The 15,025-nt window shown below is 37.7% G+C and carries 13 protein-coding genes; 12 read left to right on the top strand and 1 reads right to left on the bottom strand.

Annotated features, from left to right (window positions below):
• Both mutL and JNUCC76_RS08430 read left to right on the top strand, forming a co-directional pair.
• Positions 1–1,947 carry a DNA mismatch repair endonuclease MutL gene (gene mutL / locus JNUCC76_RS08435; protein WP_454154022.1) on the top strand — a complete coding sequence of 649 codons (1,947 nt, stop codon included), beginning with the start codon at positions 1–3 and terminating at the stop codon, positions 1,945–1,947.
• Between the two features lie 31 nt (positions 1,948–1,978).
• Positions 1,979–2,266 carry a MazG-like family protein gene (locus JNUCC76_RS08430; RefSeq protein ID WP_454154020.1) on the top strand — a complete coding sequence of 96 codons (288 nt, stop codon included), beginning with the start codon at positions 1,979–1,981 and terminating at the stop codon, positions 2,264–2,266.
• A gap of 198 nt (positions 2,267–2,464) precedes the next feature.
• On the opposite strand, the gene JNUCC76_RS08425 is transcribed toward JNUCC76_RS08430, so the two are convergent.
• Entirely contained in the window at positions 2,465–2,572 is a 108-nt protein-coding gene (locus JNUCC76_RS08425; protein WP_454156556.1) for a hypothetical protein, read from the bottom strand.
• Between the two features lie 160 nt (positions 2,573–2,732).
• Between JNUCC76_RS08425 and JNUCC76_RS08420 the strand changes: the two genes are divergently transcribed.
• From JNUCC76_RS08420 to smc, 10 genes are all read left to right on the top strand, one after another.
• A complete protein-coding gene (locus JNUCC76_RS08420; protein ID WP_454154018.1) occupies positions 2,733–2,960 on the top strand; it encodes a CsbD family protein in 228 nt (75 codons plus the stop codon).
• 192 nt (positions 2,961–3,152) lie between these two features.
• The gene (locus JNUCC76_RS08415) at positions 3,153–3,674 is read left to right on the top strand and encodes a YehS family protein (protein ID WP_272205414.1); all 522 of its coding nucleotides are present in this window, start codon (positions 3,153–3,155) and stop codon (positions 3,672–3,674) included.
• Between the two features lie 64 nt (positions 3,675–3,738).
• A complete protein-coding gene (gene ndk / locus JNUCC76_RS08410; protein WP_454154016.1) occupies positions 3,739–4,152 on the top strand; it encodes a nucleoside-diphosphate kinase in 414 nt (137 codons plus the stop codon).
• Between the two features lie 190 nt (positions 4,153–4,342).
• Positions 4,343–5,221, top strand: a complete 879-nt coding sequence (gene murB / locus JNUCC76_RS08405) for a UDP-N-acetylmuramate dehydrogenase (RefSeq protein WP_454154014.1) — start codon at positions 4,343–4,345, stop codon at positions 5,219–5,221.
• 3 nt (positions 5,222–5,224) lie between these two features.
• A complete protein-coding gene (locus tag JNUCC76_RS08400; RefSeq protein WP_454154012.1) occupies positions 5,225–7,321 on the top strand; it encodes a Na+/H+ antiporter in 2,097 nt (698 codons plus the stop codon).
• Positions 7,322–7,327: 6 nt separating this feature from the next.
• Entirely contained in the window at positions 7,328–8,149 is an 822-nt protein-coding gene (gene cdaA, locus JNUCC76_RS08395; protein ID WP_105299858.1) for a diadenylate cyclase CdaA, read from the top strand.
• Positions 8,146–9,234: a CdaR family protein gene (locus tag JNUCC76_RS08390; protein ID WP_454154010.1), complete on the top strand. Its 1,089-nt coding sequence runs from the start codon at positions 8,146–8,148 to the stop codon at positions 9,232–9,234. The genes cdaA and JNUCC76_RS08390 overlap by 4 nt, the downstream gene beginning before the upstream one ends.
• 3 nt (positions 9,235–9,237) lie before the next feature.
• The gene (gene glmM / locus JNUCC76_RS08385) at positions 9,238–10,605 is read left to right on the top strand and encodes a phosphoglucosamine mutase (protein ID WP_454154008.1); all 1,368 of its coding nucleotides are present in this window, start codon (positions 9,238–9,240) and stop codon (positions 10,603–10,605) included.
• A gap of 111 nt (positions 10,606–10,716) precedes the next feature.
• Positions 10,717–11,427 (top strand): ribonuclease III, encoded by a 711-nt coding sequence (gene rnc, locus JNUCC76_RS08380; RefSeq protein ID WP_454154006.1) that lies wholly within the window; start codon positions 10,717–10,719, stop codon positions 11,425–11,427.
• A complete protein-coding gene (gene smc, locus JNUCC76_RS08375) occupies positions 11,424–14,981 on the top strand; it encodes a chromosome segregation protein SMC (RefSeq protein ID WP_454154004.1) in 3,558 nt (1,185 codons plus the stop codon). Before rnc ends, smc begins: the two co-directional genes overlap by 4 nt.
• The last annotated feature ends 44 nt before the right edge of the window (positions 14,982–15,025 follow it).

Raw genomic sequence — 15,025 nt, 5'->3', positions numbered from 1 at the left:
GTGCGCATACATGAATTATCAAATTTATTAGCTAACCAAATTGCTGCTGGTGAGGTCATCGAGCGGCCGGCCAGTGTTGTAAAAGAATTAGTTGAAAATGCTATTGATGCAGGGGCAACACAAGTTGATGTTATCGTAGAAGAAGCCGGTGAGTCATTAATTCGTGTTGTCGATAATGGTGAAGGAATTAATCCAGAAGATGTACCGTTAGCTTTTACTAGGCATGCTACTAGTAAAATTAGCAATCGACATGATTTGTTTAATATTATGTCTCTTGGCTTTCGTGGAGAAGCTTTGCCGTCGATAGCCGCTATTTCTGATGTAACTCTGAATACCACTACTCAAGATGCGCCAAGTGGAATCATGTATCATATTAAAGGTGGCAAGCAAGTTTCTGCAACGCCAGCCAATGGCCGGCGAGGAACGGTGGTTTCTGTTAGAGATCTATTTTACAATACTCCAGCTAGATTAAAATACTTGAAACGACCACAAACAGAGTTGTCTCGTATCGCCGATATTATGAATCGTATTGCGTTGTCGTATACGAATGTTGCTTTCACCGTAACTTCTGACGGACGTAATATTTTGCAAACAAATGGGGATGGTAATCAGCAACGTGTTATCGCTGCGATATATGGACGTGACGTTGCGCAAAAAATGCGTGCAATTGTTGGCGAAGATGATGATTTTAATATTACAGGGTTTGTGTCATTACCAGAGCTCACGCGTGGTTCGCGGGATTACTTAACGATATTGGTTAATGGCCGTTTTATCAAAAATTTTTCCGTCTCAAATGCAGTTATTCGTGGATATGGGTCAAAGCTGATGGTTGGTCGTTTTCCAATGGGTGTCATCAACATTAATACAGATCCTTTATTAGTTGATGTTAACGTACATCCGCAAAAAGCTGAAATTCGATTATCAAAAGAAGCCGAACTAACAGCATTAATTATTGATACTGTTAAATCTTGCTTTGCTGATGAAAATTTAATTCCAGATGCTTATGAAAATCTATATGGACAGGCCCAGACTAACAAAATTGAGCCACCAGCACCAAAGCAAGTAGCACCATGGGCTAAGCCAGATATGGAACAGACTATTGCGATCAATACAGGTATAGATAGCAATGAAGTGGTCATCAATCAAGAGGCAGATTTGATGAACGATGCAGTTAATGAATTTACTCAAAAATATGCTCACGAACCTAATTTGCCAATATTTGATGATGAAATAACTGTGCAAGTTTCTGAAGATATATCTAGCTATAATAAGCCAGAGATGCCAACTCAAGAAGAGTTAGATATTTCACCAAAGAAACCGAGCGGATTTCCCAACCTAGAGTATATTGGACAAATGCATGGTACGTTTTTATTTGCTCAAAGTAGTGAAGGGTTCTATTTGATAGACCAACATGCTGCACAAGAACGTGTGAAGTATGAATATTATCGAAAAGAAATTGGTCAGGTTGGCACGGATAAGCAACGAATGTTAGTGCCAATCACCATTAACTATTCTGTAGCTGATATGTTGAAGATTGCCGATAAGGAAGCCGAATTAGAGGCTATTGGCTTGACGCTAGAACCATTCGGGCCAACAACAGTGATTGTTCGTGAACACCCAACATGGTTTGAAAAGGGCCAAGAGACTGAAACGATTAAAGAAATGGTTGATTGGATATTACGAGACGGCAATTTGACAGTTGCCGAATTTCGTGAACGTACAGCAATCATGATGAGTTGTAAACGATCAGTCCGTGCCAATATGCATTTAAGTGACTTACAAGCTCGGACGTTGCTCGAATCACTTGCCTCGACTGATAACCCTTATAATTGTCCTCATGGTCGTCCAGTGGTGACATCATTTACACTAACTGAAATGGAAAAAATGTTTAAACGCATTCAAGATTCACATGAGGCATGGGAGGAGTACGATAACCATCCTTATTAATAGGTATCTATAGGCTTTTAGGAGGATTTTTATGATTGAGCGGATAATTAAACTTTCAAAAAAAGAGAACAAAACAAATGAGCAAATGCTTTTAAAGTTATCGGAAGAGGTTGGTGAAGCATCGCAAGCATATTTATCAATGGCACATGCTTCGGGCAGTGATTACAAAGATAAAAACGAAAAAGATTATCAAGAAGAATTAGTTGATAGTTTGATGGTGATTAGTACGTTACTTGTAAAATCAGGAATCTCCAAAGAAGAACTATTAAATTTGTTAGAGAAGAAGTGCAACAAATGGGAAAGTAAGCAAAATAATTAGTTATAGAGTTGTTAATCAAACATAAAAGAAAGACATGCACCTTTTTATTAATATACTTAGTATTTGGTAGGTCTAGAATTTTTCTACAGTATGTTTCTGGGGACCTTTGCAACAATTTCCAAAGCTACTAGCAAAACATATAATATGAGTTCAGAAGAATTAGCTAATAAGAATGTGCAAGTTCTGTTTTCCAATCTCTTATGAAAATATACTGTTTTCTCTATATTTTAATGGTGTTTTTCCCGTAAATACTGAAAACGTATGTATGAAGTAACTTTTAGTTGTAAATCCAAGTTGGTCAGCTATATCTTGGAGGGATAGATTTGTAGTTTTTAATAACTTTTTTTGCTGACTATAATTACATTTGTAATGAATAGATAATATGTAGAATCATATCTTTTTACAAGCGCTTACAGTTGCGTTATACTTGTCAAACAACATCGAATATCATTCAAGGAGGATGCTCATGTCATTTGAAGAAAAGTTTGATAATGCTAAAGATAAAATTGCCGGTAAGGCAAAAGAACTTGAAGGAAAAATTACCGGTGACAAAGTACGTGAAGTCGAAGGCAAGACCCAAAATGTTAAGGGCGAAGCCAAAGATGATGTACAAAAGGTTCGAGATGTTGCTCATGACGATGTCGATGCCGTAAAAGATGCTTTGAAAAATAAAAAAGATAATCCTGAAAAATAATAAGTTTACAATTGTATATTAAAAAGGCCGGCTAGGGAATTCTGATCGGCCTTTTTTGTATGGTATAATTAGACTTGCGTACACAACTGTCTTTTCTAAAAGATAGTTTGAAGAGAAAAATAAAAGGAAAATAATAGAGAAAAATAATTGACATTTGGACAATATATTTTCTATTTACTAGGTTCTACAACAATGGCTTTTAACAATAATGATATAATTATTCGTTTACGTTATGCACTCAACATAAAAAACGCTGATATGATCAAAATTTTTAAATTTGGGGGTGTAACATTAGATGAAGATCAATTACATAATCTATTGACAAAACAAGCAGAAGATACGAAACGTGATGAGAAGGTCACTACAAAAATACTTGAATCCTTTATGAATGGCTTGATTATTTCACAACGAGGTGAGAAAATTGGTCCCGATTTAAAGCCTGTACCACCAACATTTGATATGGTGAACGAGGCAGCAATAAACAATGTTGTTATCAAAAAATTAAAAATTGCGATGGCCTATACCAGTGATGATTTAATTGGTTTCTTAAAAACGGCAGGTATTCAAATTTCTAATAGTGAGTTAAGTGCAATATTGCGTCGACCGGATCATCGGAATTATAAACCGGCCGGTGATCGCTATCTACGTAATATTTTAAAAGGGATGGCCATGGAGTATCGTCCTGAGGATGTCAAACGCACAGCAAGAAAATAGTATTGTGAACGTTTTCATATATGTGTACAATTAAGTCAGAGACTTAATTGTAAGGAGGAAATATATGGTAGAACGTACTTTTATGATGATCAAACCGGATGGCGTTTCGCGTGGTAAAATTGGTGAGATTATTCAGCGAATTGAGCATAAAGGCTATGCGATTAAAGCGATAAAAATGGTACAACCTACTCCCGAATTACTGGCAAAGCATTATGCTGAACATGTGGGCAAATCATTTTATCCTTCGTTAGTGCAGTATATGACTTCGGGACCGGTTATTGCGATGATTGGAGAAGGAACTAACATTGTATCGGGCTGGCGAACAATTATGGGAACGACAAATCCAACACTAGCTGCACCGGGAACCATTCGTGGTGATTTAGGTCGTGAATGGGAAGGGGAGGCTGTTATGAATATCGTTCATGGCTCGGACAGTGTTGAAGCGGCCGAATATGAAATCAAATTATGGTTTGCGTAGCGCAGCGTAAGATGAATGATGTTTTTAATAGTTGAAGTGAATTGATTAAGCACTCACGGGAATTGATTTAGATTCACTTGGGCGCTTTTTTATTTTGTTTTGTCATTAATATATTAGCAATTTAACATAATTTTAAAGAATTACCTAAAGTTTGGTAAAATAGTACATATGGACTTGGAGACAAAATTTAATGCAATTAGAAAATATTGAAATACTAGAGAATCATTCGCTAGCGCCTTATGCTTATACGCAAGCTGGTGGATTGGTTGATTATTTAGCCATCCCAAAAAGTATTTATGAATTGAAAGTACTGGTTAACTGGGCTAAAGAATTAGATATGCCTGTGCAAGTTTTTGGCCGACTATCCAATTTAATCGTTCGTAATGGTGGCTTACGGGGACTATCTATTTTACTACATGACTTGCGAGACGTCGTTGTGGATCAAAATAAAATCGTAGCATCAGCTGGGGCTGATTTAATTTGGGTAACTGAGCAAGCGTTTGAGCATGGGCTGAGTGGTTTAGAGTGGGGCGCAGGAATTCCAGGGTCAGTTGGCGGAGCAGTATTCATGAATGCAGGCGCTTATGGGGGGCAAGTTGATATGGTTGTGTCATCTGTCACTGCATTAATGCCAGACGGCACTCTACAAATTTTTGGGAAAGATGTATTGGAATTTGGCTACCGTAAGTCTGTTTTCCAGAGCAACGGGGGGATTATAATTAGTGCGACTTTTGAATTGCAACCAGATAGTTGCGCTGCTATCAGGACACGAATGGATGAAAACAATTTTAAACGTGCTAATAAACAACCGCTAAATTATCCATCAAATGGCTCCGTTTTTAAGAGGCCAGAAGGTTACTTTGCAGGTAAATTGATTATGGATTCTAAACTGCAAGGTGTACGCCGTGGTGGTGTAGAGGTATCTAAAAAGCATGCAGGTTTTATGGTTAATATTGCTCATGGTACAGGTAATGATTATGAAGATTTAATTCATTATGTGCAAAAAACGGTTTATGAAAAGTTTGGTGTAAATTTAGAAACGGAAGTCAGAATAATGGGAGAGCGTTAAGGAATGGCAATATTAGAATTAATTGTAATATTAATTGTTGCGGTAACCATCTCTAACATTGTGTCGCATTTTATACCTGAGATACCTATCAGTTTATTTCAGATTGCGATTGGTCTCTTTCTAGCACTAGTATGTGGTATTTACGTTGAAGTTGATTCAGAGTGGTTTATGTTATTGTTTATAGCACCATTATTGTTTAACGATGCATGGCGTTTTCCAAAACATGAACTTTGGGAATTGCGTGGGCCAATTTTAGGTAATTCAATTATTTTGGTTATCTTAACAACGTTAGTCGGAGGCTTTTTAATGCACTTATTAATGCCTCAACTACCAAAATCAGTGGCTTTGGCTCTAGCAGCTGTGATATCACCAACTGATCCGGTGGCTGTGCAAGCCATTGCTCGGCGTGTGAAGCTTCCTGAAAATGTGATGCATATTGTTTCAGGAGAAAGCTTAATCAACGACGCGAGTGGGTTGGTTAGCTTTAATACGGCAATTAAAGCTACCCTCGCAGGTACTTTTCTAATTGGTGAAGCCATTGGAAACTTCTTTTGGATGACTATTGTTGGATTAGCAGTTGGGCTGATTCTAGGTAGTTTTGTTAGTTGGCTACGTGATTCTTTTGATCGTGCTGGCTTGAATGATGTGGTTTTCCATACGGTTGTCACTTTGTTAATGCCGTTTGTTATTTACTGGTTTGCTGAGGACATTTTTCACTCTTCTGGTGTAATTGCAGTTGTGGCTGGTGGCGTTTTATCGAAAATTTTGAGCGATCAGCATATGAACGCGCGTTCACCTGAAATAAATGTGGTCACAGTACGCACCTGGGAAGTATTTGTTTATTTACTAAATGGTACAATTTTCATCTTATTAGGCATTGAACTTCCTGCTGCCATGAAGGATATCGTGCGTAGTACGCAGGTTCATACAGGTATGGCCATTTTTTATGGTGTTGCCGTTTGGTTTATCATCTTTACTATTCGTACATTTTGGGCGTATGGCACGCAAATTACGTATCATTTAAAACATAAGGAACGCGCCATTTCTTTTAGAATGGCAATCATATCGGGCCTTACTGGTGTTCGTGGTGCGGTTACAATGGCAGCTGTTTTAACTGTTCCATCGACTATTGCAGACGGATCGGCCTTTCCACAACGTAATTTACTCGTTTTTGTGGCGGCAGTTGTAGTGATTATTAGTTTGTTGGTGGCTACAATTATGTTGCCAATTGTTACCAAACAACGAACCACGCATGATTTTACACAACCAGAAGTGGGCGAAGTTGAAACATCAAGTACCCATGAATCTAAAGTTGATTTAACTGAGGCACAAGCAAGAATATTTTCCATTCAAATTGGTATACAAGTTCTCCGTGAGCAACAAAATGATCATAATAGAATTATTGTTTATGAATTAATTGGCAGAAAACAACAAATTATCGACCAGATTTATAGACAATTAAATAAAAGTAATGATCATAAAGTCAATATTGAGGATGATCGAGAATTGCGACGCGTTGCATTGGAAGCGCAACGAAATTGTTTACGACAACTGCTTGCCGATGAAAAAATATCTATACTAACTTATTCTTCTCAAAATCGACGTTTAGATCGCCTAGAGAATATGATTGATTCTGATAAACACTATCATCTGTCTACCCAGTGGATTATTATATTGTGGCGACGTACGCTAAGAAGTATTCGGATTTGGATTTCGGATGAGTCAACTGACCAATTTCGTGAAGAAAGTTCAATGGCCACTAAAGAAATGGCCAAGGAAGCTATTCAGTCTTTGTCTGAGTATATGGAAAAGTATACAGGTGATACTGTTTCACATCGAATGGAACGCCAAGCGGCTTATAATTTGATTATATTTTATCGTAATCAAATTGAGAAAGAACGCCACCCCGATACACCAGAACAGCGTGAACTAGATGATAGATATCGAATGGAATTGGAAATCAAAGCATTAAATGTGGAACGTGAAACGATTCAGCAACTTTATGAACAGGGGCGTATTTCAAGACAAGCAGGTGTGAACATACGTCAGTTTATCAATTATGCTGAAACAGCTGCTCTAGCAGGAAGGGATGAGGAATAGCTAAGTATGAATATTCTACTATATTTTACATTTAATAATCTAATGCATGTCATTGACATCGCTATTATATGGTTTATTTTGTATAAGCTCATTCAATTTGTCGAGGGCACCCGCGCTTTGCAGATATTGTTTGGAGTAGGCTTCGTTATTTTGGTTAAGGTAGTGAGTTGGTACCTTGGTTTAGTAACCTTATCATGGATTATGGATCAAATAATTACATGGGCTCCAATAGCAGTGGTAGTTATTTTCCAACAAGAGATTCGACGGGGATTAGAAAGCTTGGGACGACGTTTGGTTATTCGACGTGCTCGTGTTGATAATTCCAAAGAACATCAACTAATTAAGAGTCTAGATGATGCTTTACAGTATATGTCTAAACGGCGAATAGGTGCATTAATTACGATAAAACGTGATGGTAGTTTAGATGAATATATTAAAACTGGCATAAAGTTAGATGCCTACATTACCGGTCAGTTATTAATTAATACGTTTATTCCTAACACACCTTTACATGATGGTGCCGTGATTATTGATGATGATCGCATTGCTGTTGCTGCAGCATACTTACCATTATCAGAAAGTACGCGAATACCAAAGGAACTGGGAACACGTCATCGGGCTGCTGTGGGTATTAGTGAAGCAAGTGATGCAATTACAGTGGTTGTTTCTGAAGAAACAGGAGAAATTTCGATTACCCAAGGGGGAGATTTACTTCGTAATATGGACCAAGATTCTTACATGAACTTTTTTGAACATCAATTTTTGGTACAAATTGACGAAGAAAATGTCAAACACTGGTGGCAAAAGATTGGAGGACGTTCAAAATGAAAAAAATAGGACAGTCTAAAATCGTTAATTTGGTGGTTTCCCTGGTCATCGCTATCTTACTTGCCACTTATGTTTCTAGTACGAAACAAGGTACTGCCACTAACAGTGGTGGATCAACAAATTTTTCAACGTTGATTCCAGAAAAAAGAGCTACCCTAAAGGTGCCTTTAAATTTACAAGTTGACTCAGATAAGTATGTTGTTATCGGTGCGCCGTCGACAGTTAAAGTTGGTATTGAAGGATCAGGGCCACTGGTGACAGCTGCACAAAGTCATAATGATATTCAAGCTAGTGTAGATTTACGTAGCTTAGGTGTTGGTAAACATAACGTTAAAGTGGCTTTACGAGGCGTTAACTCTTCCCTAACATCTACTGTGACGCCACAAACAGTCACGGTGACAATTTCTCAAAAGAAATCGACAAAACTACCAGTACAGGTTAGTTTCGATAAGAGTAAGATTGCGACCGGATATATGGTTGGAGATACAACATCAGATCCAAAAAATGTCACGATTTCAGGACCTAAGGCTAATGTCGAAGCTGTGAGTTATGTAGATGCCAAAGTGTCCCTTGATAGTGGCGTTAAACAGTCGGTATCACAATCTGTCAAACTTGTTGCACGAGATAAAGATGGTAATGCAGTTGAGGTTAATATCAGTGATCCAACTGCGAATGTCACGTTGGATATTGAACCTGAAGACAGTAAAAAAATGAATTTGAGTGCAACAATAAACAATAATAACAGTGATGACTATACGATTACATTTGATCCGAAAACGGTGACGGCATATGGTTCTTCTGATATACTTAAATCGGTGGACACTATTAATATACCGGTGGATGTTTCAAATATTAGTAGTAAAACAACTCGTACTATAGAGATTCCTACACAAACAGGTATTGTTGAATATAGTGTTTCAAAAGTAAAAGTAACTATTACGCCGTCAAACACCAGCTCAACAAGTAGTAGTTCGACGGGGAGCACTAGTAGCTCTAGTTCATCATCTTCATCTGAATCAACAAGCAGTACAAGTAGTAGTACTCAAAGTAGTGCAAGCACAACATCAGAAACTAAAGGACAGTAAAATATGTCAGAATTTAATCTTAAATATTTCGGAACCGATGGTGTAAGAGGTGTTGCAAATAAAACACTTACACCTGAGCTTGCTTTTCGCCTTGGTCGTACAGGCGGTGCAATATTAACCAGACATGCCAACGATGAAAACAAGAAACCAGTTGTTATTGTAGGTCGTGATACTCGAATTTCAGGCGAAATGTTGCAACAAGCCATTATTGCAGGATTTTTATCAGTTGGTATTGATGTGCTGAGATTAGGCGTTATTACTACGCCAGCTGTAGCTTTTCTGGTTCAAAATCTAGAGGCAGATGCTGGTGTGCAGATTACAGCTTCACATAATCCAGCAGTTGACAATGGCATAAAATTCTTTGGAAATGATGGTTTCAAATTATCTGACCAATTAGAATATGAAATTGAACAATTATTAGATGAGTCAGAAGATACATTACCTCGTCCAAGCGCTGATGGATTAGGTGTCGTTAATAATTATCCGGAAGGCGTTCAAAAGTACTTAGAATTTCTTCAAAAAACAATTCCAACAGATCTTAACGGTATGCGGATTGCTCTTGATGGCGCTAATGGCGCTACCAGCGGTTTATTAGCACGATTGTTTGCGGATTTGGGAACAGATTTCGTAACATTAGGAACAGAACCAAACGGGCTAAATATTAATGATGGCGTTGGATCTACCAATCCAGCGGCGCTTTCTGAACTTGTAAAAGAAAACGATGTACAGGCGGGTCTAGCATTTGACGGTGATGGGGATCGATTAATTGCTGTTGATGAAAATGGTGAGATTGTTGATGGTGATAAAATCATGTTTATCACTGGAAAATTCTTAAATGAACAAGGGCGTTTAAAGCATAATGCAGTCGTCTCAACAGTGATGAGTAATATTGGTTTCTATAAGGCGTTGGCAGAAAATGATATGACTAGCATCAAAACAGCAGTTGGTGATCGCTATGTTATGGAAGAAATGATTAAATCAGACCATAATCTTGGTGGTGAACAGTCTGGTCACATTATTTTTCGTGATTGGGCAACAACTGGAGATGGCTTATTAACGGCTCTACAATTATTATATGTAATGAAAGAGACTGGAAAGAAGCTATCTGAATTGGCAGCTCCTGTTCATATTTATCCACAAAAATTAGTGAATATAACTGTCGCTGATAAGGAAGAAATTCAGCATGATCCTGATGTTATTGCCAAAATTGCGGAGGTTGAAGCGCAGATGGCAGGGGATGGTCGAGTGTTAGTCCGACCTTCAGGAACAGAACCTTTACTACGTGTCATGGTGGAGGCACCAACGCAAGAGTTAGTGGAAAAGTATACTGAATCCATCGCAAATATTGTTCGTGAAAAATCTGGACTATAAAGCATATGATTACTCCTGTGATCTTTAGATTGAGTGGCTATAACTTTTCGAAAAGTATGGCCACTTTTTTGATATAATATACTATAGACTACGCTTTAAAAGGAAAATAACGTGTCACAAGACAGTTTTAAATCATACATTTTAAAAAAATTTAATATCTCATTTAATGACGAAAACCTATTAACAGAAGCTTTAACGCAACGTAACTATTTGAATGAACATCCGGACGAAAAAGGTCGCGACTATCAGCGCTTGGAGTTTCTAGGTGATTCTGTGATGCAAATGATTGTTGCTGAGTATTTGTTCAAGCGCTATCCTGACTGGCATGAAGGTCAATTAACCGAAATGCGTATTGCAATGGTTCAAACAAGATCGTTCGCACATTTTTCACGCATGGTTCATTTAAACGAAGGTATTCGTTTAGGAAAAGGTGAAGAGATGAGCGGAGCGCGGGATCGTGACTCATTGCTTGAAGATATTTGGGAAGCTTTTATTGGTGCATTGTATCTAGATCAAGGGGCAGATGATGTTAGGCAATTTTTAAATCAAACATTATTTGCAGCAATTGATACAGACTTTTTTGATCGTTTTATTGATTTTAAAAGTCGATTACAAGAGCGATTACAGACCAAAGGGTCTGTGGATATTGATTATCAGACTGAAAAAGAAGAACAATTATCAGATAATACCCAATTATTTGAAGCAAGTGTCTCCGCTAATGACAAAGAATTAGCGCGTGGTACTGGTAAATCCATCAAAGATGCTGAAAAAGCAGCTGCCAGAGCAGCACTAAAAATATTGGAAGATAATGTCAATTTATGAAACTAAAATCACTTGAAATTAGCGGATTTAAATCATTTGCTGATAAGACAATGATTGAACTAATGCCGGGTATGACCGGTATTATTGGACCTAACGGTTCAGGAAAATCAAACATCATTGAAGCGATTCAATGGGTAATGGGTGAACAATCTGCCAAAGATTTGCGTGGGACAAAAATGTCCGACGTTATTTTTGGTGGTACCGATAAACGTGGTGGATTGAATCGCGCTGAAGTGTCAATCACTTTTGATAATTCTGATCATTATGTACAATCTGATTTTAATGAAATTCGAATTACGCGAAAGTTGTATCGATCAGGTGAAAGTTCTTATTTAATTAATGGTGTTGAGAGTCGGTTGAGAGATATTCATGAATTGTTTATGGATACTGGCTTGGGCCGTGAAAGTTTTTCAATAATATCTCAAGGACGAGTTGAGAGTATTTTCAATGCCAAGCCCGAAGATCGACGTGGCATTATTGAAGAAGTTGCCGGCGTGTATAAGTACAAGCAAAATAAAGAAAAGGCGCAAAAAGAATTAACCCAAACAAGTGATAATTTATCACGTGTGGCGGATATTATTCATGAGATTGAAAGTCGAATTGATCCATTAGCGGAGCAGGCGGCAGAAGCAACAGATTATTTAGCTCAAAAAGAACGTTTTGATACATTAGACAAGGCGCGATTGGCATGGTCGATTCATGATCTCAATGGTCAAATCTTATCAACTACCAAACAAGTAGAAACACACGACAAACGTGTTAACCAGACGAAGTTAGCACTAGATGTTGTTAATAAAAAATTATTAGACAAACGTCAAGAACGTGTTAGTGCACAATTGTCACGGGATAGCTTACAGGCTACAATTCTAGAGTATACTCAAGAACGTGAACGTTTGATTGGCGCTAAAAACTTAGGAGCACAGCAAATCTCAACACTAAATAGAGATGTTGAAAGTGCCAAAAAACAAGAGTTTGATTTACAAAATCGTGTTCGAAAATTAGATGAACAAATTAGCCAAGTAGAAAAACAAAAAGATGATTTACAAAAACAACACCAACAATTAAAAATTAATCTTGGTCAATTTGATACAAGTGTGCAAGTCGAGCTACAACGTGAAATACAGAGTAAAATTGAAGTAAATCGACATCATTATATTCAAACGATGCAGGATATAGCGACACTTCATAACACGCAAAAAAATGACGAAAAGCTGTTACAGCAGCTAACCAGCCGTCAAAAAATATTGTTAGCACGTCTTGATAATGAAAATAAAGAGTTGGCAGTTATTCAAAAAACGTTTAACAAAAAGGTACCAAATATTGATCATGATGATGTGAATATTGCAGAACTTGAAAAAAATGTAGCAGGTTTAAAGCAAGACATTGATGATGCAGCAAAAATATATAAGTCCACAGAGCAAAATTGGTACAAGGTGTTAGATGAATTGAACAAGGTACGTAGTCATCGCGATGCACTCAATTCATTAGACGAGTATGCTGGCTTTTATCAGGGTGTTCGCGCGCTTATGAAGCCACAAACTTTAGAAAAATTTAGTGGCATTAAAGGTGTTATTGCTGAGTTAATGGCTGTTCCCAGTCGTTATGCTTTGGCAATTGAAACCGTATTAGGTGGTGTGTTACAACAGGTTGTAGTAGATAATACATCAACCGCCAAGCAGGTTATTTCTTATTTAACAAAAAATCGGGCGGGACGTGTTACAATTTTACCAATGGATACCATCAAATCACGTCACTTAAGCGGTCTGGAAGCAGTGCAACACATGGATGGTTTTATAGGAATTGCCGCGGATTTGATTGATATGCCTGAGGAAATGTCTGCTATTAAGACCAACATTTTAGGAACAACTGTTCTGGCGGAAAATTTAGATCAAGCAACTGAAATTGCCAAACGTGGACATTTTCGTTTTCGCGTGGTAAGTCTAAATGGTCAAGTTGTTAATGCTGGTGGCTCTATGACGGGTGGCGCAACGCAAAAACGTGGTGCAACCTTGTTGAGTCGCCAAGCTGATATTTCTGAATTAAGTAAACGTGCAGATAAATTATCTGTTCAAGCAAGAACATTAGAAGAAACACTGCAGTTGAAACGTTCAGCTGGTGAACAGTTACAAGAAAAACTGCTTTTGGCACAAGAATCGTTGCGAGCGGCTCAAAATGATACTAAAAAAATTGATTATGAGTTATCGCGGCAACAGGATGCTATAAAGCAACAAAAAAGAGCTGTGCAAGCTACTCAATATGAATTAAAAGAAGTAAGCGAACAACAATTAGAACTAAAAAATCGCATAGCAGAGTTTAGTACTAAAATTGAAAATATTGAACAACAAAAATTGGACCAAGAACAACTAACTGCGAAATTGACTCATGAGCTAGAAACAGCTTCAATAAAATCACAATCAACAAATGAAGAAAAAGTCACGTTGCAAACGCAGTTTGCAACAGTTGGTGCTCAGCTTGACAGCATTAATGGCCAGTTGAGTTTATTACAGAATCAACGTGATGAACTACAGAGAGCGAATAGTACTGTAGAAGAAAACTTAAAAAATCTGCAAAAACAATTGGCTATAGCGCAAGGTAATGTAGCTAACCAAAGTATAATTGATGATATATCACGTCAACTTGATAACACACAAGAAAAGTATGACAAGATTAACACACAAATCGTGACTTTGGCGAACAGCATCACTGATTTAGAAGAGCAATTTGCAACGCAACAGGAGACTTTGAGAACGCTTATTGGATCACAAAGTCAGTCTGCAGCGCACTTGGCTCGTTTGCAGACGCAGATAGAAAATCTGCAAACGCAATTACTGACACAGTACGATGTTGGCGATGTGGAAACTTTATACCAAAAAGTTGCTGACATGGATTTTCAAAATATTACCGAGCAGTTGCGCTTAGTTAAACGTAGTTTAGATGAAATTGGCAATGTTAACATTGGGGCTATTGAAGAATATGAGTCTGTAAAAACACGATTTGAATTTTTGACAAAACAACGCGATGATTTGAACTTAGCTAAAGAAACACTGCTACAAACAATTGATGAAATGGATAAGGAAGTACAAGTTCGTTTTAAAAAGACTTTTGATGCGGTTGCGGCACATTTTTCAGATATTTATGCCAAAATGTTTGGTGGTGGTCGTGCAGAAATTAGCTTAACAGATCCAGCCCATTTATTAACAACGGGCATTGATATAACAGCGCAGCCCCCTGGTAAAAAGTTCCAGCAAATGAGTTTATTGTCTGGTGGTGAAAAAGCATTGACTGCGATTACGCTGCTATTCGCTATTTTGCACGTTCGACCTGTTCCTTTTGTTGTACTTGATGAAGCTGAAGCAGCATTGGATGAAGCAAACGTGGCACGTTTTGCTAGATATTTACGTGAATTTGCTGGTGATACACAATTTATTGTTATTACGCACCGTAAAGGAACGATGGTGAATGCTAATTTGCTATATGGTGTGACGATGCAAGAAGCTGGCGTTTCTAAAATGGTCTCAGTTGACTTGGACAGAATGGAAGAAGCGGTATCGTAATTGTATAATTTGTTTAAGGGACAGCTAAATACTCAGAAGCGAGT

This window comes from Leuconostoc sp. JNUCC 76 (assembly GCF_053667755.1).
The sequence above is the reverse complement of the archived record's forward strand: the minus strand, read 5'-3'. Positions and strand labels throughout refer to the sequence as shown.

Bases quoted from the DNA above. Each gene is read 5' to 3' on its own strand.
- JNUCC76_RS08430 (WP_454154020.1), top strand. From the start codon at position 1,979: ATGATTGAGCGGATAATTAAACTTTCAAAAAAAGAGAACAAAACAAAT.
- smc (WP_454154004.1), top strand. From the start codon at position 11,424: ATGAAACTAAAATCACTTGAAATTAGCGGATTTAAATCATTTGCTGAT.
- JNUCC76_RS08390 (WP_454154010.1), top strand. From the start codon at position 8,146: ATGAAAAAAATAGGACAGTCTAAAATCGTTAATTTGGTGGTTTCCCTG.
- murB (WP_454154014.1), top strand. From the start codon at position 4,343: ATGCAATTAGAAAATATTGAAATACTAGAGAATCATTCGCTAGCGCCT.
- JNUCC76_RS08400 (WP_454154012.1), top strand. From the start codon at position 5,225: ATGGCAATATTAGAATTAATTGTAATATTAATTGTTGCGGTAACCATC.
- JNUCC76_RS08420 (WP_454154018.1), top strand. From the start codon at position 2,733: ATGTCATTTGAAGAAAAGTTTGATAATGCTAAAGATAAAATTGCCGGT.
- glmM (WP_454154008.1), top strand. From the start codon at position 9,238: ATGTCAGAATTTAATCTTAAATATTTCGGAACCGATGGTGTAAGAGGT.
- ndk (WP_454154016.1), top strand. From the start codon at position 3,739: ATGGTAGAACGTACTTTTATGATGATCAAACCGGATGGCGTTTCGCGT.
- cdaA (WP_105299858.1), top strand. From the start codon at position 7,328: ATGAATATTCTACTATATTTTACATTTAATAATCTAATGCATGTCATT.
- JNUCC76_RS08415 (WP_272205414.1), top strand. From the start codon at position 3,153: ATGGCTTTTAACAATAATGATATAATTATTCGTTTACGTTATGCACTC.